General features: G+C 67.0%; 19 protein-coding genes and 1 pseudogene. 6 read left to right on the top strand and 14 right to left on the bottom strand.

Annotated features, from left to right (window positions below; all coding sequences use genetic code 11):
• Nucleotides 1-144 precede the first annotated feature (144 nt).
• Complete coding sequence (locus ACVCMC_RS02755) at nucleotides 145-2904, top strand: M14 family zinc carboxypeptidase (RefSeq protein WP_447098597.1); 2760 nt, start codon at nucleotides 145-147, stop codon at nucleotides 2902-2904.
• Between the two features lie 143 nt (nucleotides 2905-3047).
• On the opposite strand, the gene ACVCMC_RS02750 is transcribed toward ACVCMC_RS02755, so the two are convergent.
• From ACVCMC_RS02750 to ACVCMC_RS02710, 9 genes are all read right to left on the bottom strand, one after another.
• The gene (locus ACVCMC_RS02750; protein WP_447098596.1) at nucleotides 3048-4733 is read right to left on the bottom strand and encodes a M28 family peptidase; all 1686 of its coding nucleotides are present in this window, start codon (nucleotides 4731-4733) and stop codon (nucleotides 3048-3050) included.
• Nucleotides 4734-4827: 94 nt separating this feature from the next.
• The gene (locus ACVCMC_RS02745; RefSeq protein WP_447098595.1) at nucleotides 4828-6531 is read right to left on the bottom strand and encodes a GGDEF domain-containing protein; all 1704 of its coding nucleotides are present in this window, start codon (nucleotides 6529-6531) and stop codon (nucleotides 4828-4830) included.
• Between the two features lie 78 nt (nucleotides 6532-6609).
• On the bottom strand, nucleotides 6610-6915 hold the full coding sequence (locus ACVCMC_RS02740) for a hypothetical protein (RefSeq protein ID WP_447098594.1): 306 nt from the start codon (nucleotides 6913-6915) through the stop codon (nucleotides 6610-6612).
• Entirely contained in the window at nucleotides 6890-7471 is a 582-nt protein-coding gene (locus ACVCMC_RS02735; RefSeq protein WP_447098593.1) for a GNAT family N-acetyltransferase, read from the bottom strand. Before ACVCMC_RS02735 ends, ACVCMC_RS02740 begins: the two co-directional genes overlap by 26 nt.
• A 60-nt stretch (nucleotides 7472-7531) precedes the next feature.
• Nucleotides 7532-9310: a diguanylate cyclase gene (locus tag ACVCMC_RS02730; RefSeq protein WP_447098592.1), complete on the bottom strand. Its 1779-nt coding sequence runs from the start codon at nucleotides 9308-9310 to the stop codon at nucleotides 7532-7534.
• 49 nt (nucleotides 9311-9359) lie between these two features.
• Nucleotides 9360-9656, bottom strand: coding sequence for a hypothetical protein (locus tag ACVCMC_RS02725; protein ID WP_447098591.1), 297 nt, complete (start codon nucleotides 9654-9656; stop codon nucleotides 9360-9362).
• 111 nt (nucleotides 9657-9767) lie between these two features.
• Nucleotides 9768-10622, bottom strand: a complete 855-nt coding sequence (locus tag ACVCMC_RS02720; protein ID WP_447098590.1) for an SAM-dependent methyltransferase — start codon at nucleotides 10620-10622, stop codon at nucleotides 9768-9770.
• 21 nt (nucleotides 10623-10643) lie between these two features.
• Nucleotides 10644-11420: a slipin family protein gene (locus ACVCMC_RS02715; protein WP_447098589.1), complete on the bottom strand. Its 777-nt coding sequence runs from the start codon at nucleotides 11418-11420 to the stop codon at nucleotides 10644-10646.
• 21 nt (nucleotides 11421-11441) lie between these two features.
• A complete protein-coding gene (locus ACVCMC_RS02710; RefSeq protein WP_447098588.1) occupies nucleotides 11442-12845 on the bottom strand; it encodes an NfeD family protein in 1404 nt (467 codons plus the stop codon).
• A gap of 127 nt (nucleotides 12846-12972) precedes the next feature.
• Here ACVCMC_RS02710 and ACVCMC_RS02705 point away from each other — a divergent pair, with 127 nt between their 5' ends.
• Nucleotides 12973-13428 (top strand): cupin domain-containing protein, encoded by a 456-nt coding sequence (locus ACVCMC_RS02705; RefSeq protein WP_447098587.1) that lies wholly within the window; start codon nucleotides 12973-12975, stop codon nucleotides 13426-13428.
• A gap of 99 nt (nucleotides 13429-13527) precedes the next feature.
• On the opposite strand, the gene ACVCMC_RS02700 is transcribed toward ACVCMC_RS02705, so the two are convergent.
• The 3 genes from ACVCMC_RS02700 to ACVCMC_RS02690 form a co-directional block, all read right to left on the bottom strand.
• Complete coding sequence (locus ACVCMC_RS02700) at nucleotides 13528-14394, bottom strand: DUF3014 domain-containing protein (RefSeq protein WP_447098586.1); 867 nt, start codon at nucleotides 14392-14394, stop codon at nucleotides 13528-13530.
• A gap of 70 nt (nucleotides 14395-14464) precedes the next feature.
• Nucleotides 14465-15226 (bottom strand): ABC transporter permease, encoded by a 762-nt coding sequence (locus tag ACVCMC_RS02695; RefSeq protein WP_395119292.1) that lies wholly within the window; start codon nucleotides 15224-15226, stop codon nucleotides 14465-14467.
• Nucleotides 15223-16149, bottom strand: coding sequence for an ABC transporter ATP-binding protein (locus ACVCMC_RS02690; protein WP_447098585.1), 927 nt, complete (start codon nucleotides 16147-16149; stop codon nucleotides 15223-15225). Before ACVCMC_RS02690 ends, ACVCMC_RS02695 begins: the two co-directional genes overlap by 4 nt.
• A gap of 474 nt (nucleotides 16150-16623) precedes the next feature.
• On the opposite strand from ACVCMC_RS02690, the pseudogene ACVCMC_RS02685 reads away from it, so the two are divergent.
• A pseudogene (locus ACVCMC_RS02685) lies at nucleotides 16624-17154 on the top strand (lipocalin family protein); the annotation flags it as partial.
• Nucleotides 17155-17227: 73 nt separating this feature from the next.
• Here ACVCMC_RS02685 and ACVCMC_RS02680 read toward each other — a convergent pair.
• Together ACVCMC_RS02680 and ACVCMC_RS02675 are read right to left on the bottom strand one after the other, a co-directional pair.
• Nucleotides 17228-17752 (bottom strand): TrmH family RNA methyltransferase, encoded by a 525-nt coding sequence (locus ACVCMC_RS02680; RefSeq protein WP_447098584.1) that lies wholly within the window; start codon nucleotides 17750-17752, stop codon nucleotides 17228-17230.
• 12 nt (nucleotides 17753-17764) lie between these two features.
• Nucleotides 17765-18235: a PepSY domain-containing protein gene (locus ACVCMC_RS02675; protein WP_395119295.1), complete on the bottom strand. Its 471-nt coding sequence runs from the start codon at nucleotides 18233-18235 to the stop codon at nucleotides 17765-17767.
• A gap of 157 nt (nucleotides 18236-18392) precedes the next feature.
• Here ACVCMC_RS02675 and ACVCMC_RS02670 point away from each other — a divergent pair, with 157 nt between their 5' ends.
• From ACVCMC_RS02670 to ACVCMC_RS02660, 3 genes are read left to right on the top strand one after another with little or no spacing between them, the layout of a single operon-like run.
• On the top strand, nucleotides 18393-19604 hold the full coding sequence (locus tag ACVCMC_RS02670; protein ID WP_395119296.1) for an HD-GYP domain-containing protein: 1212 nt from the start codon (nucleotides 18393-18395) through the stop codon (nucleotides 19602-19604).
• A gap of 52 nt (nucleotides 19605-19656) precedes the next feature.
• Nucleotides 19657-20898 carry a putative bifunctional diguanylate cyclase/phosphodiesterase gene (locus ACVCMC_RS02665; RefSeq protein ID WP_395119297.1) on the top strand — a complete coding sequence of 414 codons (1242 nt, stop codon included), beginning with the start codon at nucleotides 19657-19659 and terminating at the stop codon, nucleotides 20896-20898.
• A 48-nt stretch (nucleotides 20899-20946) separates the two neighbouring features.
• On the top strand, nucleotides 20947-21714 hold the full coding sequence (locus tag ACVCMC_RS02660) for an ATP-binding cassette domain-containing protein (protein ID WP_447098583.1): 768 nt from the start codon (nucleotides 20947-20949) through the stop codon (nucleotides 21712-21714).

The raw sequence follows: 21714 nt of genomic DNA, 5'->3' as shown, positions 1-21714 counted from the left end.
AAGCCGGCCCGGCCGCCCGCCGCCATGGCGGCGGCCGACCGCGGCCGGCTCGGCCAGCTGATAACCACCCCGACACGGCCCGGGCAAGCGCGCCCGCGTTCTGGCACAGTGCAACGATCCGTTGCCACGTTGCGAAGGGGAGCCATGGCCATGCCCGCTTGTTGTCGAATCCCGTTGCTTGCCCTGCTGGCGTTGGCCAGTTGTGCAGCCACCGCCGCCACCGAGCCGAACGGCTCGATCACCTACGCGCGTGACCCGGCGCAACCGGTCGACCAGGCGTACACGGCGCAGATCCTGAAGGACACCACCGATCCCTCGTTCAACTCGCCGCTGACCGACTACCTGCCCGCCTCGGCTACCGTGCCGACGCCGCTGAAGGTGCTCGGCCACATCGCCGGCGCGCCGAATTACCTGCCCTACTCCACCGACGTCTACCGCTACTTCCGGGCGCTGGCGGCGGCCAGCCCGCGGGTGAAGGTGTTCACCATCGGCCAAAGCGAGGAGGGCCGCCCGATGATCGCGGTCGCCGTGGCCGATGAAGATCTGCTGGCCGGCCTGGATGCCAACAACGCACGCCTGGCCAAGCTGGCCGACCCGCGCACGATCGGCATGGACGATGCTGCCGCCGACACGCTGATCGCCCAGTCCACCCCGGTCTACTACATCACCGGCGCCATCCACTCCACCGAAACCGGCTCGCCCACCGCGCTGATGGAACTGGCCTACCGGCTGGCGGTGGACGACGCGCCCTACATCAAGCACATCCGCTCGCACGTGATCACCCTGATCACGCCGATCGTCGAGGTGGACGGCCGCGACCGCCAGGTGGACCGCTACAACTGGCACCGCGCCCATCCCGGCCGGAACTATCCGCGCCTGCTGTACTGGGGCCATTACGTGGCGCACGACAACAACCGCGACGCGATGGCGATGACGTTGAACCTCACCCGCAACGTCGCCGACACCTTCATCGGCTGGCACGCGCAGGTGTTGCACGACCTGCACGAGTCGGTGCCTTTCCTCTACGACAACACCGTCGGCGACGGCCCGTACAACGCCTGGATCGATCCCATCCTCACCGGCGAGTGGCAGCAGTTGGGCTGGGACAACGTGCAACAGATGACCAAGCTCGGCATGCCCGGCGTGTTCACCCACGGCAGCTTCGACACCTGGAGCCCGGGCTACCTGATGTTCATCGCCGCCATGCACAACGGCATCAGCCGGCTCTACGAGACCTTCGGCAACGACGGTGCCGACACCGTCAAGCGCATCCTGGAACCGGAGGAGTACCAGCGCACCTGGTACAAGCCGAACCCGCCGCTGCCGGTGGTGACCTGGTCGCAGCGCAACAACAACAATTACCAGCAGACCGGCCTGCTCACCGCGCTGAAGTATTTTTCCGACAACGGTCAGCTGTTCCTGAAGAACTACTACCTGAAGAGCAAGCGCTCGATCGAGAAACCGCAGAACGCCGGCCCGGCCGCCTACGTGTTTCCCGCCGACGACGCGCGCCCCGGCTCGCAGGCGCAGTTGCTGCGCATCCTGCAGCGCCAGCACGTGGAACTGAGCCGCAGCACGGCGCCGATCAAGGTCAGCCTGCCGGCGGCGAAGGACGATGAGGGCAAGGAGCAGCCGGCGCGCACGCGCCGTTTCCCCGCCGGCAGCATCGTCGTGCGCATGGATCAGCCCTACTCGCGCATCGCCGACACCCTGCTCGACCGCCAGTACTGGTCGCCGAAGGACCCGCAGCAGCACCCCTATGACGACACCGCCTGGTCGATGGGCGACCTGTTCGACGTGGAAGTGGTGCGCGTCACCGACAGCTCCATCCTGAAAGCGCCGATGCGCAAGCTCGACGCGGCGGTGGACGTGCCGGCGGGGCTTGCCGCGATCGACCTGCCGCACGCGAAACTTCCGCGCATCGCGGTGATGCACACCTGGCTCAGCACGCAGACCGAAGGCTGGTGGCGCATGGCGCTGGACCAGTTGCAGGTGAAGTACGACTACATCAGCACCCAGGACGTGGCGAAGCTCGGCGACCTGCGCGCGAAGTACGACGTGATCCTGTTCGGTCCGATCGGCGGTGCCAGCAGCCGCCGCATCATCGACGGCCTGCCGATGTGGGGCGAGCCGATGCCATGGAAGACCACCGAACTGACGCCGAACATCGGCCGCATCGACAGCACCGACGACATCCGCCCCGGCCTGGGCGAATCCGGCGTCGCCAATCTGAAGCGCTTCGTGCACGAGGGCGGCCTGCTGATCACCGCCGAGGACACCGCGCGCTTCGCGATCGACGTGGGCCTGGCGCCGGGCGTCTCGGTCACCCCGACCGACAAGCTCAAGGTGGTCGGCAGCGTGCTGCAGGCGCAGTTCGTCGACCGCAAGAGCCCGATCGCCGCCAGCTACACGCGCGACGACCTGGCGATCTACAGCGCCGAAGGGCAATCGTTCAAGATCTCCAACCTGGTCACCGGCGACCACGGCCTGCCGACGGCGAAGGATTTCCAGCGCGCAACCGGCCGCGGTGGCCCGCACGACACCGACACACCCGAGGGACGCGCCGCCGTCGAACCCGAGGCGCTGCCCGACGTCAAGCCATGGCAGGCCACGCCGCTCAACGCGGAGCAGCTGCGCAACAACCCCTGGGTGATCCCGGCCGACCAGCAGCCGCAGGTGATCCTGCGCTTCGCCGCCGCCGACAAGCTGCTGATCGCCGGCCTGCTCGACCACGGCAGCGAAATGGCCGAGCGCGCCGCCGTGGTCGATGCGCGCTACGGCAAGGGCCACGTGCTGCTGTTCGCCAGCAATCCGATGTGGCGCGGCGAAACCATCGGCAGCTACCCGCTGGTGCTCAATGCCATCGTCCATTTCGACAAGCTGGATCGACCGACGGGGCGTTGAACGAGCGCCTGTGCGGGGGGCGCGTCACGGTTGGTTTTTTGCCGGGACTCGGCAAGAGTCGGCGGGCGGTGCCCGCCCTACAACGGCGAAGCGGAAGGTAGGGCGGGCAATGCCCGCCGGTTTCTTGTATTGACGAGACGCAACTATTGGCGCTTGGCCGGCGGCGCCATCATCCTGTCGCGCCTGGCCTTGAACGGGCTGTCGGCGTACCACGCCGGCCACACGCCGGCGTGGCTCAGGTATTGGCCCAATTCGTACAGCGCCTGGGTGTCTTCGAGGATGCCCGAGTAATCCCAGGCCGGATCGAATACATCATTCGGCGTGTGGTAACGATGCGCGGTGTAATCCTCGGCGGCCTTGCGACCGGCCGCCTCGCCGCCGTCCAGCAGGTCGAGGCCGGAGCTGGCCAGCATGGCCGGCACCCCGGCGCGGGCGAAGTTGAAATGGTCGGAGCGGAAGTAGAAACCGTTCTCCGGCGTGGTCTCGGGCGAGATCACCCTGCCCTGGGCCTTCAGCACGTCGGCCAGCATGTCCTCCAACTGCGACTGGCCCTTGCCGATCACGGTCATGTCGTGGGCGCGGCCGATGATCGGCAACGCGTCCACGGCGATGTCGGCCACGGTGCGGTTGAGCGCAAACACCGGTTGCGCCGCGTAGTACTGCGAGCCGAGCAGGCCCGATTCCTCCAGCGTGGGCATGAAGAACAAGATGCTGCGCTCGGGCGGCGTGCGCTGCTGCGCGAACGCGCCGGCGATTTCCAGCAGCATGCTCAGGCCGGTGCCGTTGTCGATCGCGCCGCCGTACACCTTGTGGCCGGGCCGCGAAGGGTCGGTGCCCAGGTGATCCCAGTGCGCGGTATAGACCACCACCTCGTCGGGCTTGTAGTCGCCGGGGATCATGGCCAGCACGTTCTTCGATTCGAAGTGGTCGATCTTGTTCCTGAGGCTGATCGAGGCGGTCGCGCCGAGCGGCACCGGCTTGAAGCCCGGTTTCGCGGCTGCCGCCGCGAGCGCGTCGAAATCCTTGCCGGCGGCGGCGAACAGGCGCGTGGCGGCGGCATGGGTGAGCCACCCGGCTACCGGCAGGCGCGGCGCGGGATCGACACTCGACGGCAGGCTCAACTGCGGGCCGCGGTTGCCGTTCTGCAACACGCTGAATGGGTAACCCGCCGCCGCGTCGCTGGTGTGCACGATGAAACACGCCGCCGCGCCCTGCAGCGCAGCCTCGGCATACTTGTAGGTCCAGCGGCCGTAATAGGTCATGGCGCGGCCGTTGAACAATGTCGGATCGCCACTGGCAAAGCCCGGATCGTTGACCAGCACGATCACCGTCTTGCCCTTCACGTCCACACCGGCGTAATCGTTCCAGTGCCAGTTCGGCGCATCCGCGCCGTAGCCGAGGAACACCACCGGCGAATCCTTCAGGTCGACCTGCGCTTTTCCTTGCAGGGTCTGCACCACCATGTCCTGCTGGTTGGCGAAACTGGCGTGCTGCGCGCCGGCGGCGATCTGCAGCTTCACCTTGTCATTGAGCAGCAGGGTGCTCTCCGCCGGCACGGTCTGGAACCATGAACCGTGGTTGCCGGGCTGCAAGCCCATGCGCTTGAACTCGCCGACCAGGAAATCCAGCGTGCGTTGCGCACCCACCGTGCCGGGCTTGCGCCCGCCGAAGTCGTCGGAACTGAGCGTCTTCTCGTAGCGGGCAAAATCGGTCGCGTTGATCGACGGCGCCAGCGTGGCAGGCTCGGTGGCAGGGTCATCGGCCATGGCCGATGACGGCAGCACCGCCAGTGCCAGGGCAAACAACAGGAACGAACTCATCGCGCGCATCGGAAAATCCCCGGCCGGAACGAATGCCTGTTGTAACCCGCACTCGTCCCGCTGTCCACGCCGGCCGGCGCGGATGTCCTGCCGCGAGGCTGAGCTAGACCAGGCTCAATTGCACATGGCGGCTGCTGGACAGGTTGACCCGGTTGCGGCCTTCGCGCTTGGCCGCGTACAACGCGTCATCGGCATCGGTCATCAACTGGCGCAATTCATAGCCCGAGTTGGCGACCGTTGCCACGCCGAAGCTGGCCGAGACTGCCACGTTCGGCACGTCCTCGCCAAGGGAGACCGAGGCAATCGCCAGGCGGATCTGCTCGACGCGTGCAACCGCCTGGTCCAGCCCGCATTCGGGCAGCAGCACGCCGAACTCCTCGCCACCGAGGCGGCCGAACAGGTCAGTGGAGCGCAGATGCGCCTGGCAGGCAGCCACCGCGCGCCGGAGCACGCGGTCACCCACCGCATGGCCATGGGTGTCGTTGACCTGCTTGAAGTGATCCAGGTCCAGCAGCACCAGGCAGGCCACCCGGTCGGACTTGCGGCAGTACTGCAGCAGCCGCTCCGCCTCGCCGACGAAATGCTGCCGGTTGAAAATGCCGGTAAGCCCGTCGCGCCGCGCCAGTTTCATGAACTTGAGCTGCGAGCGCTTGATGCGATAGGTGATGAAGCCGATGGAACACAGCAGCAACACCAGCAGGATGATCCACAGCCGCCCCGCCTCCATCGCCTTCTTACCGAGCGCCTGCTGCAATTGGAGGATCTTGTTCTGTTTGGCCAGGGCGTCGATCTGCAGCTTCTTCGCCAGCACCTGCTGCTTGACGGTCTGGTAGGCGAGAGACTTGGCGCTCACGGTGTTCAGATAACCCTTGTCGGCTGCCATATATTTTTCGTGGTAATCGAGGGCTGCCGCGAAATTGCCGCGCTGCCTTTCGATCTGGTACAGCACTTGATAGGCCTGAGTCCGCGGCTCGGTATATTCGTTCTTGATGGCTGTCGCCGCCGCGGCAAGCGCAGCCTGCTCGGCACGATCGACGTCGCCCGTCTGCCAGTAGGCTTGCGCGAGGACCACGTTGACCTCGGAGATCAGCCTTGGATAGTGGGTGTCGCGGGCCGAGCCCAGATTGACCTGCAACAGCTTGATTGCCTGATGGGGCCGTCCATGCTTGATTTCATCGCTGGCGAGAAAGGACCGGATGAAGCCCGAAAAAATCGGTTCCTTGGCACCAACGCAGCCGCTGATGGCCTGGGCCACTTTTGGGTCGCCGGTCGGGAACTTCCCGCTCGTGTGCAACGCGAGGATCGTCGCATAGTCCGCCCGACAGGCGTTGTCCTCACTGGGACTTTCATCCCGCATCTGCGCGGCATAACTGAGCGCGAGATCGTATTGGCCTGCCTCGGTATACAACAGGGAAGCTACGCCCAGGGCTTGTTGCCGGGCTCTACGCTCCGTGACCGTAGGAAGAAGATCGAGCAGTTGACTGAGCCTGGTGAAGGCCTCTTCATAACGGGCCGACAACGTCAACACGTTGATCTGGGTGGAAATCGCGCGCAACTGCAACGTCGGATCCGAACTGTGCTCGATCACGTCATTGAGCAGCCGTACCGAAGCCTTGCTGTCTCCACGGTAAGCGAGCTGGAACGCGTTGAGATAGCGCACGCGCATCTGCTGGTCGGGAGACAGCGTGATCGCGTCGCTGTTCAGTTTCTGCAACACCACCGAGAATTCGGCGAAGTTCGAAGTCTCCAGGCCCTGCGCCTGCCTGAGCAGTTCTTCGGCGTTCGCATCCGGGGACGGCTGGGCCACGGCCACAGCCATCCACAGGGATGTCAGCAGGACAAACCCCGACAGGGATACCCGACGGATGTTCCCCCCACGCATCGGCTATCTGGCAAACGTCACGCGGGAAAGAGGGTCCCGCGAGGGAATCCCGGACTCCTCGCGCGAAGGCGCTTCGTCCTCACCCTCCCCTTCCTCTTCCTCGTCCTGCTTGCCGGGCATCAGGGCGCAATAGATCTTGCTGTCGCCGAGCAGCGACTCGATCAGCGCCGAATCCTTCGCGAGGATCGCGGCAGCCAGCTGCGGGTCAATCTGGGCAACTTCCAAGGCCCCCTCCATATCCTTGGTCGAGGCATGACGCAGTTTCCCGTCTCGTCCCATCCTTTCAAGAAAATCGATCACGTTGGACATCGATAACCTCCGCTGCTGGTCTTTGACTTGCTCGCCAAGTTGATCGGTGGACCGACCACTGACGCTCCCCCACATCCCGCTCCCCGCCCCTCACAACCATGTCCAGCAGGAAACTGGCGCGCTTTACCAGATTTTCTGCTGCCGAATGGCCGGCAACGATGCGTGCGTACACTTCGACGAGCAGCTGCTCTTCAAACAGATGGTCCACCAACGCCATCAGTGCGCCCCTCCCCACCCCTGCCCTGCGACCCAAGGGCAACAACATCACGCCAACTTCGACCCGCATGTTTGCCGGATCATAATGTGAGGAGCCGCAAATACCCATAGCTTCCCGGCTGGATTTTTCCTCGATGACGAAAAAGCGGTCGGTCACGACCGTCTTTCCCCGGCGACAGAGGGTCGCACGGAACCTCTCCACTGCCTCCGCCGGAGTCCACGGCGCACCGACGAAACGCATGGTCTCGGGATCGGTATAGAGCGTATGAAACAGAGCTTCGTCGCTCTGCATCATCGGCCGAAGCCGCACGCTCCTGGCCTTGCGTGAAAACGATTTCAACAGCATCTCCCTGAAGCGGCTGCGCACGGGGCGCCAAAGCCGGGTTTGTGATTGCGCTCGTTACACCACATTCGACTGAACACGCCGGCTGTCGAACAGGCTGACCCGGTTGCGCCCCTCGCGCTTGGCCCGGTAGAGCGCGTCGTCCGCATCCGTCATCAACTGGCGCAGCTCATACCCCGAGCTGGCGGCGGACGCGACGCCGAAGCTGGCCGAGACAACCACGCCGGAGCCCGCCTCGCCGGCAGGAACCTGGGCAACGGCCAGGCGCATCTGCTCCACGCGCTCCAACACCTGCTCCCGCCCGCACTCGGGCAGCAGCATGCCGAACTCCTCGCCGCCCAGCCGCCCGAACAGGTCGGTGGTCCGCAAGTGCTTCTGGCAGGCCCCCACCGCACGCCGAAGCACGCGGTCGCCCACCGCGTGACCATGGTTGTCGTTGACCTGCTTGAAATGATCCAGGTCGAGCAGCACCAGGCAAGCGTCGCGTCCGGACTTCTGGCAATAGCGCAGCAGCCGTTCCGCCTCGTTGACGAAGTGCTGCCGGTTGAAGATGCCGGTGAGTCCGTCGCGCCGCGCCAGTTTCATGAACTTGAGCTGCGAGCGCTTGATGCGATACGCCCACAAACCGATGGACGCGAGTACCAGCAGCAGCAACAGGATGTACAGGCGGCTGGTTTCGACCTCCTTGCGATCCAGCTCGCCCTGCATCCCGAGCAGCTTGTTTTTCTTGTCCAGCTCTTCGACCTGCAGTTTCTTCGCCAGCACCTTTTGCTCGACGATCTGGTAGGCAAGCGCCTTTGCACTGAGGCGATCCATGTAGCCGTCGTTGGTGACGACGAACTTCTCGAGATTCTCCAGCGCCGCACGGTCGTCGCCGGTCTTCTTGTCGACCCGATAAAGCACGTGGTACGCCCGGGCGGTCGACTCGGAATACGGCCTGCTGGCGTTCGTCACCAGGGCCTGATTGGCAAACTTGGCAGCCGAGACAAGGTCGCCACGCTCCAGGTGCGCCTTGGCCAGAGTGGACTCGAACTCCGCGACCTGGGGCGGAAAGCCTGCTCGCAGCACCTTGGGATAGCTGGTCTGCAACAAGCGGATGGCGGAGTCGAGGCGGCCTTGCCGCATGTCGAAACTCGCCAGCAAATACTGGAAGCTGAGTGCGAAAAGCGTATTGCCTGCCTTGCTGCATGCTTCCGTGCCATCGCGAAGCTGATCGGCAGCCAGCTTCGTGGTGCCACTTTCAAACAAGGCCTCGGACTTGTAGAACCACCCCCTGCAGGCGCTGCGCGTATCAGTGCTCTCATTGATGATCTGATCTGCGTAACGCGAGGAGGCTTCATACTGACCTGCCTCGTTGTACAACTGCGCCGCGACACCAAGTCCCTGCACACGGACATCGTTTTCCTCCATCTTCGGCAGCTGCTCCAGCAGCGAATTCAGCCTGGCGAAGGCTTCCTCGTAGCGGGATTGCGCCACCAGAAGGTCAATCACCGTGGCTTTGGCGCGAAACGCCAGCACGGGATATGCGGTCTGACCCGCGATCGCCGTCAACGGCGGCAAGGCGGCGTCGAAATTGCCGGCAAAAGCGGCCTGCCGGGCCAGAAGATAGCGGCGATGCACTTGCTGCTGCGGAGAAAGCTCCCGCACAGGCTTGGCGAGCCGGCGCATCAATTCGTCGAACTCGACACGATTGGAGGACGGAATGCTTTCCGCCTGTTTCAGCAGTTGCCCGGGGTCGTCCGATACGGACGCGGGTACGGTGGCGAGACCCGCCACTGACCAGAGCAGAAGCGCAGAACATGCGAAAGCCAGCCTGTAGCCGCCAGCCTTGTCCATGGGCTAGTCGGTGGTCGCCAGCGCAGACAAGACAAAGGGCGAATGATCCTCAGTCCCCATCCCTTTTCTCCTTCCTTTCCTCGTCACGCTTCTTTTCCTCGCTTTCCTTGCAGTTGCCGTCACATTCCTCCTGCTCCTCATCGGGCTTGGCCGGGTTGATCAAGCAGCAGAACGGATCCTGCCCAAGCAACGCCTGCAAGCCCGGGCCATTTCTGGCGAGGATCGCCACCCGCATCGCCGGCTCCACCACCGCCCCGGACAGCGCAAACTCCACTTCATCCTGCGACGCGTAACGCAGCTGCGCGTCTTGCCCCAGGGTCTCAAGAAAATCGATAACGTCGAACACCTGATGATTCCCCCTACCTCGCTGATTGACAACTGGCCGCCAGCTCCAGTCTTACTGCGACTCCCTGCTCGCAACGGCGCTCTTGTCAGGCACGGCTGCGCCGAGGCCATCTTACGCTTGGTTTTTGACGCCTTGCAGACTCGATGCGGCAGCATCGCCGGCGGCTTCGGACGCCGCCTTGTCAAGCACATCCAGCCTCGCCCTCATCTCGTGGTCCACCGACAGCGCCCGCGCCGGCGGCACCACCACCGTATCGGCCATGCCCACCTCCGCTTGAGGCAGCTCCCCCAGCGGCAACCGCTCGATCCGCGCCTGCTGGATCGGCAGGGTCGGTGCGCGGTAGATGATGACCTCATGCTCCGGCGGGTAGTCGCGCGAGAGCACCTCGATCAGCAGTTGGCGGTAGGCCGGGCCGGTGGAGAAGCGTGCCAGCGACTGGTCGCCGACCAGGCCCACCTGCCACAGCACCAGGTAGGCCGTGGGGTCGATCCGGCGTCGGTAGAACAGCAGCTGGCTGGCCTCGTAGTGCTGGCAGCCGACGCGGCCGGGGTCGATGCCGAGATCCGCATAGAGACAATCCTCGGCGGAAATGCCCGGCTCCATGTGCGCGGCGTAGCCTTCGCCGCGGGCCACCTCGATCGCCTTGTGCGGCGCCCAGGCGAATACGCCGGGATGGCCGTAGAACACGCCGCACACCCTCTTGCCCGCACGCACCTCGGTGAGGATGGCCTTGACCATCTCGCGGTAGGTCTGCATGCGCGACTTGCCCTCGCGGTAGTACACCTGCAGGCTGCGCACGTCGCGGTGCATGCGCTGCAGCCACAGCTCGACGATGCCGTCGGAGAGGCCGGCGAACACTACGTCGGCCTGCTCGATGTGGCTGCGCGCCAGCGGGCCGAGGTGCGAGCCCAGGGTCATGCCCAGACCCACGCAGACCAGGCTTCCAGCCGCTGGGATTGCTTCCATCGGTTTGCTCGCGAAAATCGGTCAGCCCGTTGTACCCGAATCCCGTTTCGACGGGAATGCCTCCATCAGCGGCCGGATCAGGTCCAGCGGCAGCGGGAACACGATGGTCGAGGATTTGCCGTTGTTGGACATGTCGGCCAGCGTTTGCAGATAACGCAACTGCAGCGCCTGCGGCTGTTGCGACAGCATCGCCGCAGCATCGCGCAGCTTCTCGGCGGCCTGCATCTCGCCTTCGGCGTGGATCACCTTGGCGCGGCGTTCGCGTTCGGCCTCGGCCTGGCGCGCGATCGCCCGCACCATGGTCTCGTTGAGATCGACGTCCTTGATCTCCACGTTCATCACCTTGATGCCCCACGGGTCGGTGGCCTCGTCCAGGGTGACCTGCAAGGTGTGGTTGATCGACTCGCGCTGGGACAGGATCTCGTCCAGCTCGTGCTGGCCCAGCACCGAGCGCAGCCGCGTCTGTGCCAGCTGGCTGGTGGCCTGCAGGAAGTTCTCCACCTCCAGCACCGACTTGTCCGAGTCGACCACGCGGAAGTACACCACGGCATTGACCCGCACCGAGACGTTGTCGCGCGAGATCACGTCCTGCGGCGGCACATCCAGCACGGTGACCCGCAGGTCCACCCGGATCATCTGCTGCACCACCGGGATCAGCAGCACCAGGCCGGGGCCCTTGGTGCCGGTATAGCGGCCCAGGGTCAGCACCACGCCGCGCTGGTACTCCGGCAGGATCTTGATCGCGGCGAACAGCAGCAAGATGCCGAGGATGATCAACACACCGACGAATCCGAACATGGTCTTCTCCAGTCAAAAACCTCAAACGGTCGCGACGGCAGGGGCCGGCTCGACCCACAACAACAAACCTTGCCGCGACACCACCCGCACGGCGGCGCCCGCCGGCAGGTCGACCGCGCAGCGCACGCGCCAGCGCTCGCCGTGCAGCATCGCCCAGCTCTCGCCGCCGGCAGCCACGCTTTCCAGCAGGCGGCCGGTTTCCTCGACCATCGCGGCCTCGCCGCCGAACGGTGGTGCGCGGCGCGCGCGAAAAACCAGCCACACCACCGTGCCCAGCAGCGCCGCGAAGCCCACCGCGATGCCGCCGATCACGCCCAGGTTGACCGCGTAGCCGGGCACGCCGGTCTTCATCAGCATCACCGAGCCGATCACGAAGGCCACCAGTCCGCCCGCGCCGAACGCCCCCACCGTGGGATTGACCGCCTCGGCCACCAGCAGGCCGATGCCCAGCGCCATGAGCGCCAACCCGGCGTAATTCACCGGCAGCAGCTGCAAGGCGTACAGGCCCACCAGCAGGCTGATCGCGCCCACGATGCCGGGCAGCATCGCACCGGGGTGCATCGCCTCAAGCGCCAGGCCGAAGATGCCGCCGAGCAGCAGCAGGTAGGCGATGGTCGGGTTGGTGATGATGCCCAGGAAACGGGTGCGCGCGCCCGGCGCGTAGTCGCGCACGCTCGCGCCCGCCAGTTGCATGGTCAGCTGGCGCTCGCCGACGCGTACCGCGCGTCCGTCGGCCTTCGCCAGCAGGTCGGCCACGTCGCCGGCGACGAAGTCGATCACGTGTTGTTGCGCTGCCTCGCTGGCGGTCAGCGTCGCCGCGCCACGCACCGCCTGCTCGGCCCAGGCCGCGTTGCGATCGCGCAGCTGGGCCAGCGAGCGGATGTAGGCGATCGCGTCGTTCAGCACCTTGTTCGATTCGGCGTTGTCGCCGGCCTCATCCTGCGCGGGCGGCGCGCCGGAACCGGCCCTGGCCGGCTCGCTCGCCTTCGGCACCGGCAACGGCATCGGCGTGGCGCCACCCAGCGATACCGGTGTCGCCGCACCCAGGTGGGTGGCCGGCGCCATTGCGGCAACCTGCCCCGCATAAAGGATGTAGGTGCCGGCCGAAGCAGCACGCGCACCACCCGGCGCCACGTAGACCAGTACCGGCACCGGCAGCGCCAGCATGCGGCCGATGATCTGGCGCATCGACTCGGACAGCCCGCCCGGCGTGTCCAGTTGCAGCACGATCGCCACCGCGCCGTCGGCTACCGCGCGTTGCGCCGCGTCGTCGAAGTACTCCGCTGCAGCCGGCCCGATCGGTCCGTCCAGGGTGATCCGCGCCACCATCGCCGAAGGCGCAGCCACCGGCGGTTCGGCGCGCGACGGGGCCGACGGCACCAGCCACGCCAGCATCAGAACGATCAGCCAGCAGCCACGCATCATGATTCCGTCCTCCGCGCACGGTCTCGCGACGTCGGCCCACTGTAGCCGGTCGGGTGTACAGAAAGCGCTCATTCACGGCAACGGCGCGCTTTCGGTGGACAATCGCCATCCACGCCGGAGAATCCCCATGCCGAAGATCGATGTCAGCCAGGTGCCCGAGCGCAAGGGCTCGGGCTATCCGCCGCCGTTTGCCGCCTTCGCCGGCGCGCGCACCAAGCAGGCGCTGGGCGATGCCGGCGGCCTCGCCGATTTCGGCGTCAATCTCACGCAGCTTCCGCCGGGCGCGTGGTCGAGCCAGCGGCACTGGCATACCAACGAGGACGAGTTCGTCTGCGTGCTGTCGGGCGAGCTGGTGCTGATCACCGACGACGGCGAGCAGCCGCTGCGCACGGGCGAGTTCGCGGCGTTCCCGAAGAACTGTCCCGACGGTCATCACCTGGTCAACCGGAGCGCACAGACAGCCGTCTATCTGGAGATCGGCAGTCGCCACGCGGACGACCGCTGCCACTACCCCGACATCGACCTGCACTGGGACGGCGCGGCCGGCGTCTACACGCACAAGGACGGCTCGCCGTATCCGTAGGAGCCCGCTTGCGGGCGATGCTTTAGTAGCCGGGATTCGGGATTCGCGAGAGCATCGCCCGCAGGCGGGCTCCTACCCGTTGATGAGTCGGCAGCCTGGCTATTTCAGCGTGGCGGCTCCAGTGGCCGAACCCGCCGCGGCAGGCTGCAGGTGCTGGCCGACCAGCAGGCCGCGGATCGTGCGCAGCCGGGCCTTGATCTTCGCTTCGTTGGCCGCTCCGGTGCGCAGCAGCAAGCGCTGGCCGGCGGAGCGCGCTTCCAGCGCCGGATCGGCGAACACGTACTGGCCCCTGGACGGCAGCAGTGCCGGCGGCGTGGCGGGCTCGGGCGCGGCGAGCAAGTTGTCGATCACCACGATCAGGCGGTCATTGAAGTAGCCGTGCGGGTAGCCCAGGTGTTCGTAGGCCTGCTGGAACAGCGGATAGGCGTGCACGTACCAGGCTACCAGCGCCTGCGGATCGACCTGCTCGACGATCGCCATGTACGGCGCATAGCGGGCGGCGTTGGCTTCGCCGATCACGGTTTGGCCGTCCATTTCGCCGGTGACGAAGGCACCCTTGGGCGGCCTCGCGGGCATCATGATGCCGCCGAGGCTGCGCCCGGGCATGGCGTCGATGCTGGCCACGATGCGGTTGATGATCTGCGGGCGCACCAGCAGCAGCGACAGCTCGCTGTCGCCGGCCAGCCGCTGCAGGGCGGCCAGCACGTCGTCGTCGCTCTGGTCCAGCGCCGGCAGCGGCGCGGTGGAGGCGCTGGCCGGGACGGTTTGCGCCTGTGCCTGCGCGATCGGATGCTGGATCGGCGCCGCCGCGCTGCGGCTCGTCGCCGGTTGCGCCATTTCCGCCGTCGGCGGGCTCGCCGCCTCGGGCTGCATGGCGCGTCGCACCAGCCAGCCCCCCGCCCCGACCAGGACGATCACCACGATCGCCGCGGCGACCCAGCTTCCGGTTGATGTCTGCCTGCGCATGAACTTCCCCGTGGTTGCCTTCAAATAGTGCTGGGACTGGAGCCCGCGCGATTCGTTCAACCGGCGTGGTTCAGGCCTTCAATCGGTAGCCGCTGCGGAAGATCCACCACACCAGTCCCAGGCAGATGCCGAGGAACACCAGGGTCATGCCCAGGCTGATCCCCACGCCGACGTCCGACACGCCGTAGAAACTCCAGCGGAACCCGCTGATCAGGTACACCACCGGGTTGAACAGGGTCACCTTCTGCCACAGCGGCGACAGCATGTGGATCGAGTAGAAACTGCCGCCAAGGAAGGTCAGCGGCGTGACGATCAGCAGCGGCACCAGTTGCAGCTTCTCGAAGTTGTCCGCCCAGATGCCGATGATGAAGCCGAACAGGCTGAAGGTCACCGCGGTGAGCACCAGGAACGCGACCATCCACAGCGGGTGCGCGATCTCGAAGGTGACGAACAGCCGCGCAGTGGCCAGGATGATCGCGCCCAGGATGATCGACTTGCTCGCCGCCGCGCCGACGTAGCCGGCGACGATCTCGAACGGCGACACCGGCGCCGACAGGATCTCGTAGATGGTGCCGACGAACTTGGGGAAATAGATCCCGAACGAGGCGTTGGAGATGCTCTGCGTGAGCAGCGACAGCATCACCAGGCCCGGCACGATGAAGGCGCCGTAGCTGACCCCGTCGATGCCGTTCATGTGCGAGCCGATCGCCGCGCCGAACACCACGAAGTACAGCGATGTGGAGATCACCGGCGAGACGATGCTCTGCAGCAGCGTGCGCCGCGTGCGCGCCATCTCGAAGCGGTAGATCGCGCGGATGCCGTGGATGTTCATGCGCGCTCCCTGACCAGGTCCACGAAGATGTCCTCCAGCGAGCTCTGGCTGGTCCTGAGATCCTTGAAGTCGATGCCCAGTTCGCCCAGCCGGCGCAGCAGCACGTCGATGCCGCTGCGCTCGTCCTGCGCGTCGAAGGTGTAGACCAGTTGCTGGCCGTCAGCGGACAACTCCAGCGCGTGGCCGGAAAGTTCGGCGGGGATCGCCGCCAGCGGCGACTGCAACTGCAGGGTAAGTTGCCGCCGGCCGAGCCTGTTCATCAGCTCGGCCTTGTCCTGCACCAGGATCAGCTCGCCCTTGTTGATCACGCCGATGCGGTCGGCCATCTCCTCGGCCTCGTCGATGTAATGCGTGGTGAGGATGATGGTGACGCCACTGGCGCGCAGGCCGCGCACCATGGTCCACATGTCGCGGCGCAGCTCCACGTCGACGCCGGCGGTGGGTTCGTCCAGGAACAGGATGCGCGGCTCGTGCGACAGCGCCTTGGCGATCATCACCCGGCGCTTCATGCCGCCGGACAGGGTGATCATCTTGTTGTCCTTCTTGCTCCACAGCGAGAGGTCCTTCAGCACCTTCTCGATGTACGCCGGGTCTGGCGCCCTGCCGAACAGGCCGCGGCTGAAGCTGACCGTGTTCCACACCGTCTCGAACGAGTCGGTGGTCAGCTCCTGCGGCACCAGGCCGATCTGCGAGCGCGCGGCGCGGTATTCGCGCACCACGTCGTGGCCATCGGCCAGCACGGAGCCTTCGCTGGGATTGACGATGCCGCAGATGATGCTGATCAGGGTGGTCTTGCCGGCGCCATTGGGGCCGAGCAACGCGAAAATCTCGCCCTGGCGGATCTGCAGGTCGATCGGCTTGAGCGCCTGGAAACCGGAGACGTAGGTCTTGCTGAGCTGTCTGACGTCGATGATCGGCTGCACGCGATCTCCTGGGCCTGGGGACGGGCGACGGGAACGGGCGATGGTATGCCCTTCGACGCGGCACGGCCAGCCGCTGCTGCACCCCTGGACTTCGGCGCCGCGCCTGCGCTCAGGGCGAACGGCGATGTCGTTTCCCGCTCCCCATTCCCGATGCCGCCCGACGGCGCGCCCTTCCCCGCAGGCGGGCCGCCCATCTTCCTCGCCACCGCGCTGATCCCGCTCTCGCTGGTGGTCGCCAGCATCGGCCTGCTGCCGTTGCTCGAAGGCCAGGAACTGCCGCCGGAACCGGCGGTCCTTCGTGAGGAGAACATGGCCCGCCGGGCCGCAGCCATCGCCGCCGTCGTCTCGGACGAGGTCTCGCACCGGCGGGTGCGCGAGATCGACCTGCAGGAAGCACACTACCGCCAGACCGCACGCCCCGGTTCCGCGATCCTTCCGGCCGATCGCTCCACGCATTCCCCAGGGAACCAGACCATGCGCATGTTCCGCCAGTTGCTCATCGTGGCAACCCTCGCCATCGCAGGACCCGCTGCCGCCGCCAGCCTGCCGAACCGGCCGGTGCCGTCGCTGGACCTGCATCGGTATGCCGGCCAGTGGTACGAAATCGCGCGCCTGCCGATGTACTTCGAACGCGAGTGCCTCGATGCCGTCGTCGCCACGTACACGCCGAATCCCGACGGCACCATCCACGTGCACAACACCTGCCGCACCCGCAAGGGCCGGTCGTCGGTCGACGGCGTGGCGCGGATGAAGAAACACCAGCCGGCCGCGCTGGAAGTGCGCTTCGCGCCTGCCTGGCTGACCTGGCTGCCGATGGCATGGGCCGACTATTGGGTGATCGAGGTGGACGCCGACTACCAGTGGGCGGTGATCGGCGGCCCCGGCCGCAACCACCTGTGGATACTCTCGCGCCAGCCCACGATGGATCCCGCACTTTTGCAGACCCTCGTGGAGCACTCGCGCCAGCGTGGCTATCCGGTCGACCGATTGATGATGACCGCACCCGCCGGTGCGCCGGACCGGCCCGCGGAAAGCGCGCCGGCGCCGAACGGAGCCCCGCCCCTCCACGACCGTGGCCTCAGGCCGGCGGCACCGGAAACGCGCGGATGATTTCGAACGTCGCGATCGCGCAGGCGGTGGCCACGTTCATCGACGAATGCGCGCCCAGCATGGGGATGTGCACGGTCTGGTCGGAGCCGTCCAGCAAGGCCTGGCTTACGCCGCGGTTCTCCGAACCGAGCACCAGGCAGATGCGCTCGCCCGCGGCCACCGGCAGCTCGCGGATGTCGATGCTGGCGCTGGTGAGCTCCAGGCTGACGATGCGGTAGCCGGCGGCCTTCAGTTCGTGCACTACCGGCAGCGGATCGTCGTCGTGGCGGAACGGCACGTGCTGCTCGGTCGCACGCGAGGTCTTGCGCAACTTGCGGTTGGGCGGCACCGCCGAAGCGCCGGTGAGGTGGATCATCTCCACCCCCAGCGCGTCGGCAATGCGGAACACGCTGCCCACGTTCATCGGCACCTCGAAGTCGTGCACCAGGTAGCGCAGCGCGAACGCGGAACGCGCCGGGCGATGCTGCCAATGGTCGAGCTGCCGGTTCGCCATGCCGCGACCGGCTCAGGCCAGCAAGAGCAGCAGGGGCGCGGCAATCCCGCCCAGCAGCACGGCGCCGAACAGCCGCGGCCGGCGAGTGAAGCGCCAGGCCATGTACAGCCCGCTGCACACCGACATGAACAGGCCCAGCGCGATCGCGGCGAAGAAGATCTTCATCGGCAGCAGGTTGCGGCGCGCACCGGGTGCCGCGGGCGCGCCCTGCACCGCTGCCCGCGCGACCGGCGCGGCCTCGGCCACCGCTGCCGCCGGACGCGGACGCCGCACCGGCACCTCCAGGGTCTGCTTCTTGTGCAGCTGCGCCATGCTGGCCAGCCACGCCGGTGGCGCGTAGCTGCTGCCGCGGCTGGCCTCATGCAGGCCGAAGGTCTGCAGGCCGCCGCTCACCGCCAGGAACAGCAGCATCGGCGCGGTGAACACGCCGAGGTAGAGATGGCAGCTGCGAACGAAGCGGATCAGGCGATGCGACGACGGCATGGGCGGCGATATCCACGAAACGGGCGCACAGGGTACGCCGCTGCATGGCGCACCGGCCAGCCGTTGGCACGGCAATCCGCACTGCTGCTAACCTCGCCGCTGGACCGCCGCGATCGCGTTGCCGTGGCTCGGCGTCCACCATCGGTCGGAGCAGTGCGTGGCTTTCGAAATCGAAGAGCGTCGGATCGACGTGGCCGATCTGCAGCTGGGCATGTTCGTGTGCCGGCTGGATCGGCCATGGGAGGAGACGCCATTCGCACTGCAAGGTGTCGCGCTGACCCGGCTGGAGGACATCGAGACCCTGCAGCAGTTGTGCCGCGAGGTCTGGGTCGATGCGCGCCGCCTGGTGCCGCCGGACGCGCCGCAGGCGCTGATGCGCGCCGACGCCCCGCGCCACCGCTTCAGCAGCCGCACCCATTACGCCGATCTCGCCGCGGTCGAGGACGAGGCGCCACGTGCCCGCGCCGCGCTGGAGAACGCCTCGCAGATCGTCGATGGCCTGTTCGAGGACGTGACCAGCGGCCGCGAGCTGTCGGTCGAGCGCGTCGAGCAGGCGGTGCGCCCGCTGGTGGCCACCGTGCTGCGCAGCGCGGATGCGTTCTTCCTGGTGGAGGGCCTGCGCCGCAGCGACAGCTATTCCTACAGCCACGCGGTGAGCTGCAGCGCGCTGGCCGCCGCGTTCGGCCGACACATGGGTTTCGACGAGGAGACCATCTTCAGCCTCGCCGCCGGCGGCCTGCTGATGGACGTGGGCAAGACCCGCCTGCCGGAGCAACTGCTGCAATATCCGGGTTCGCTGGCTCCCAGCGAGGTCGACATCATCCGCTCGCACATCGGCCACGGGCTGGCCCTGCTGGACGAGGCAGGCATCGCCAACCTCGACGTGCTCGACATCGTGCGCACCCACCACGAGCGCCACGACGGCAGCGGCTACCCGGACGGCCTGGCCGGCCACGCCATCCCGATCAGCGGGCGCATGCTCGGCATCATCGACAGCTACGACGCGATGTCCAGCGCGCGTCCCTACCGCGCGCCCATTTCACGCCACCAGGCGCTGCAGCAGATCTACGCCGCACGCAACCGCCTGCATCAGGCCGAGATGATCGAGCAGTTCCAGGTCTGCCTCGGCGTCTACCCCACCGGCTCGCTGGTGGAACTGAGCACCGGCGAGGTGGCGATCGTGATGGCGCAGAACCAGGTGCGCCGGCTGCGCCCGCGGGTGGCGATCCTGAGCGAGCCGAACAAGCAGCCGCTGGACGATTTCCGGGCGGTGGACCTGATGCAGCTGGACGACGACGAGGGCGTCGACATCGTGCGCAGCCTGGCGGTCGGCGACTACGGTATCGATGCCAGCCGCTTCTTCCTGTAATGATGGCCACCCCGACGCCCGTCCACCCGCCTTCCCCCTGGCCCGCCGCCGCATGCTGAATCGCGAACACATCTTCGAGCAGATCGACGCGCACATCCGCGCCAGCGCAGGCGAGCGTTTCGCCGTGCTGATGCTGCGCGTGCCCGGCCTGCGCGAGATCAGCCTGCGCTTCGGCTACGCCCAGGGCGAACAAGCCGAGGACATGGCGCATGCGCTGATCCAGCGTTCGCTGCGTCCGATCGACCGCGTGTTCCGCGCCGGCGACGACAGCTTCGTCGTGCTGCTGCCGGATATGCTCAGCGCCAACCACGCCCTGCTCGCCGGCACGCGCCTGACCCAGGCCTTCGAGCAGCCGCTGGACGGAACCGCCTCGCCCTGGCTGGTGCGGCCGGTGATGGGCATCGCGCTGTATCCCGACCACGGCCCCGGCGCCGACCGCCTGTGTCGCCGCGCCAGCATGGCGCTGGACGAGGCGCAGCGGCGCGGCGAGCTGTACGTGGTCTACGCGCCGCACGACACCCAGGTCGAGATCTTCTACGACGAACTGCGCGAGGCGCTGGACGCCAACCGGCTGCAGGTGTTCTTCCAGCCGATCTGGAACCTGCAGAGCGACCGCCTGGCCGGCGCCGAATCGCTGGCGCGCTGGAGCAGCCCCAACCACGGCGAGGTCTCGCCCGCCAACTTCGTGCCGTTCTCCGAGCAGAGCGACCTGATCTCGGTACTCACCCGCTGGAGCATGAACACGACCCTGCGGCACGTGGCCAGCCTGCCCTCGTTCCAGGGCCTGCGCTTTGCGATCAACTTCTCGCCGCGCGTGCTGTCGCGCCCGGGCATGGTGGAGCAATTGACCGGCGCGCTGGAAATCTGGGGCGTGCCACCGACGGCGGTGATCGTGGAGATCACCGAGACCACCCTGGTCAACGACCTCGAGCTGAGCGTGCAGGTGTTGCGCCGGTTGCGCGACCGCGGCATCGGCATCGCGATCGACGATTTCGGCACCGGTTACGCCTCGATCGCCTACCTGCGCCAGTTCCCGGCCACCGAATTGAAGATCGACCAGTCGCTGATCGGCGCCATCCGCAGCGAACCGCATACCGCCAAGCTGGTGCGCGCCATCATCAACATGGCCCACCACATGGACCTGGCCACTACCGCCGAAGGCATCGAGGATGCCGCCACCCAGGCGCTGCTGATCGACATGGGCTGCGACTTCGGCCAAGGTTTCCATCTCGGCCGCCCGCAACCGGCCGCCGACTTCATCGCGCGCTTCGCCACCACGGTGCCGCCCGCGTGAGCGCGCACCGGACCACGCCACAGGGTGGTTCCCGTCGCGCCCGGAACCATGGGCGCCGCTGAGGTCGGCGGCGGCATCCGCTTCGCGCTCGACGGCGCCAGCAAGCGGTACGGCAAAGTCGTGGCGCTGCAGCCGATCGAGCTGGCATTCGAGGCCGGCAGCACCACCGCGCTGATCGGCAGCAGCGGTTCGGGCAAGTCCACCGTGCTGCGCCTGCTGCTGGGGCTCGAGCGCAGCGACAGCGGCTGCGTGCGCGTGGACGGCCGCGCCCTGCAGCCGGCCGACATCCTCGCCTTGCGCCGTCGCGTGGGCTACGTGATCCAGGACGGCGGGCTGTTTCCGCACCTCACCGCCATGGGCAACCTCGGCCTGCTGCCGCAGCACCTGGGCTGGGCGCCGCAACGCATCCGCGAGCGAGCGCAGGCGCTGGCGCAGCTCACCCGGCTGCCGTCGGACGCGCTGGCGCGCTACCCGGCCGAACTCTCCGGCGGCCAGCGCCAGCGCGTGGCGCTGATGCGCGCGCTGATGGTCGACCCCGACGCCTTGCTGCTGGACGAACCACTGGGTGCACTGGACCCGATCGTGCGCCACGAATTGCAGGAGCAGTTGCAGCGCATCTTCGGCGAACTGGGCAAGACGGTGATCGTCGTCACCCACGACCTGGCCGAGGCGGCCTGGTTCGCCCCCCGGCTGGTGCTGCTGCGGCGCGGCGCGGTGGTGCAGGACGGCAGCTACGCGGATCTGCGCGACCGCCCGGCCGACGACTTCGCGCGCCAGTTCGTGCAGGCGCAACGCACGCTGCCGGCCACGCCATGA

The sequence above is a fragment of the Rhodanobacter sp. UC4452_H20 genome (genome assembly GCF_052978205.1).
Note: the sequence above shows the minus strand (reverse complement) of the source record. Positions and strands in the feature narration are given on the sequence as shown.

Coding starts and splice junctions, on each gene's coding strand:
- ACVCMC_RS02705 (WP_447098587.1), top strand. CDS start 12,973: ATGCCGAAGATCGATGTCAGCCAGGTGCCCGAGCGCAAGGGCTCGGGC.
- ACVCMC_RS02720 (WP_447098590.1), bottom strand. CDS start 10,622: ATGGAAGCAATCCCAGCGGCTGGAAGCCTGGTCTGCGTGGGTCTGGGC.
- ACVCMC_RS02715 (WP_447098589.1), bottom strand. CDS start 11,420: ATGTTCGGATTCGTCGGTGTGTTGATCATCCTCGGCATCTTGCTGCTG.
- ACVCMC_RS02740 (WP_447098594.1), bottom strand. CDS start 6,915: ATGTCCAACGTGATCGATTTTCTTGAAAGGATGGGACGAGACGGGAAA.
- ACVCMC_RS02710 (WP_447098588.1), bottom strand. CDS start 12,845: ATGATGCGTGGCTGCTGGCTGATCGTTCTGATGCTGGCGTGGCTGGTG.
- ACVCMC_RS02730 (WP_447098592.1), bottom strand. CDS start 9,310: ATGGACAAGGCTGGCGGCTACAGGCTGGCTTTCGCATGTTCTGCGCTT.
- ACVCMC_RS02700 (WP_447098586.1), bottom strand. CDS start 14,394: ATGCGCAGGCAGACATCAACCGGAAGCTGGGTCGCCGCGGCGATCGTG.
- ACVCMC_RS02675 (WP_395119295.1), bottom strand. CDS start 18,235: ATGCCGTCGTCGCATCGCCTGATCCGCTTCGTTCGCAGCTGCCATCTC.
- ACVCMC_RS02680 (WP_447098584.1), bottom strand. CDS start 17,752: ATGGCGAACCGGCAGCTCGACCATTGGCAGCATCGCCCGGCGCGTTCC.
- ACVCMC_RS02695 (WP_395119292.1), bottom strand. CDS start 15,226: ATGAACATCCACGGCATCCGCGCGATCTACCGCTTCGAGATGGCGCGC.
- ACVCMC_RS02665 (WP_395119297.1), top strand. CDS start 19,657: ATGCTGAATCGCGAACACATCTTCGAGCAGATCGACGCGCACATCCGC.
- ACVCMC_RS02755 (WP_447098597.1), top strand. CDS start 145: ATGGCCATGCCCGCTTGTTGTCGAATCCCGTTGCTTGCCCTGCTGGCG.
- ACVCMC_RS02750 (WP_447098596.1), bottom strand. CDS start 4,733: ATGCGCGCGATGAGTTCGTTCCTGTTGTTTGCCCTGGCACTGGCGGTG.
- ACVCMC_RS02660 (WP_447098583.1), top strand. CDS start 20,947: ATGGGCGCCGCTGAGGTCGGCGGCGGCATCCGCTTCGCGCTCGACGGC.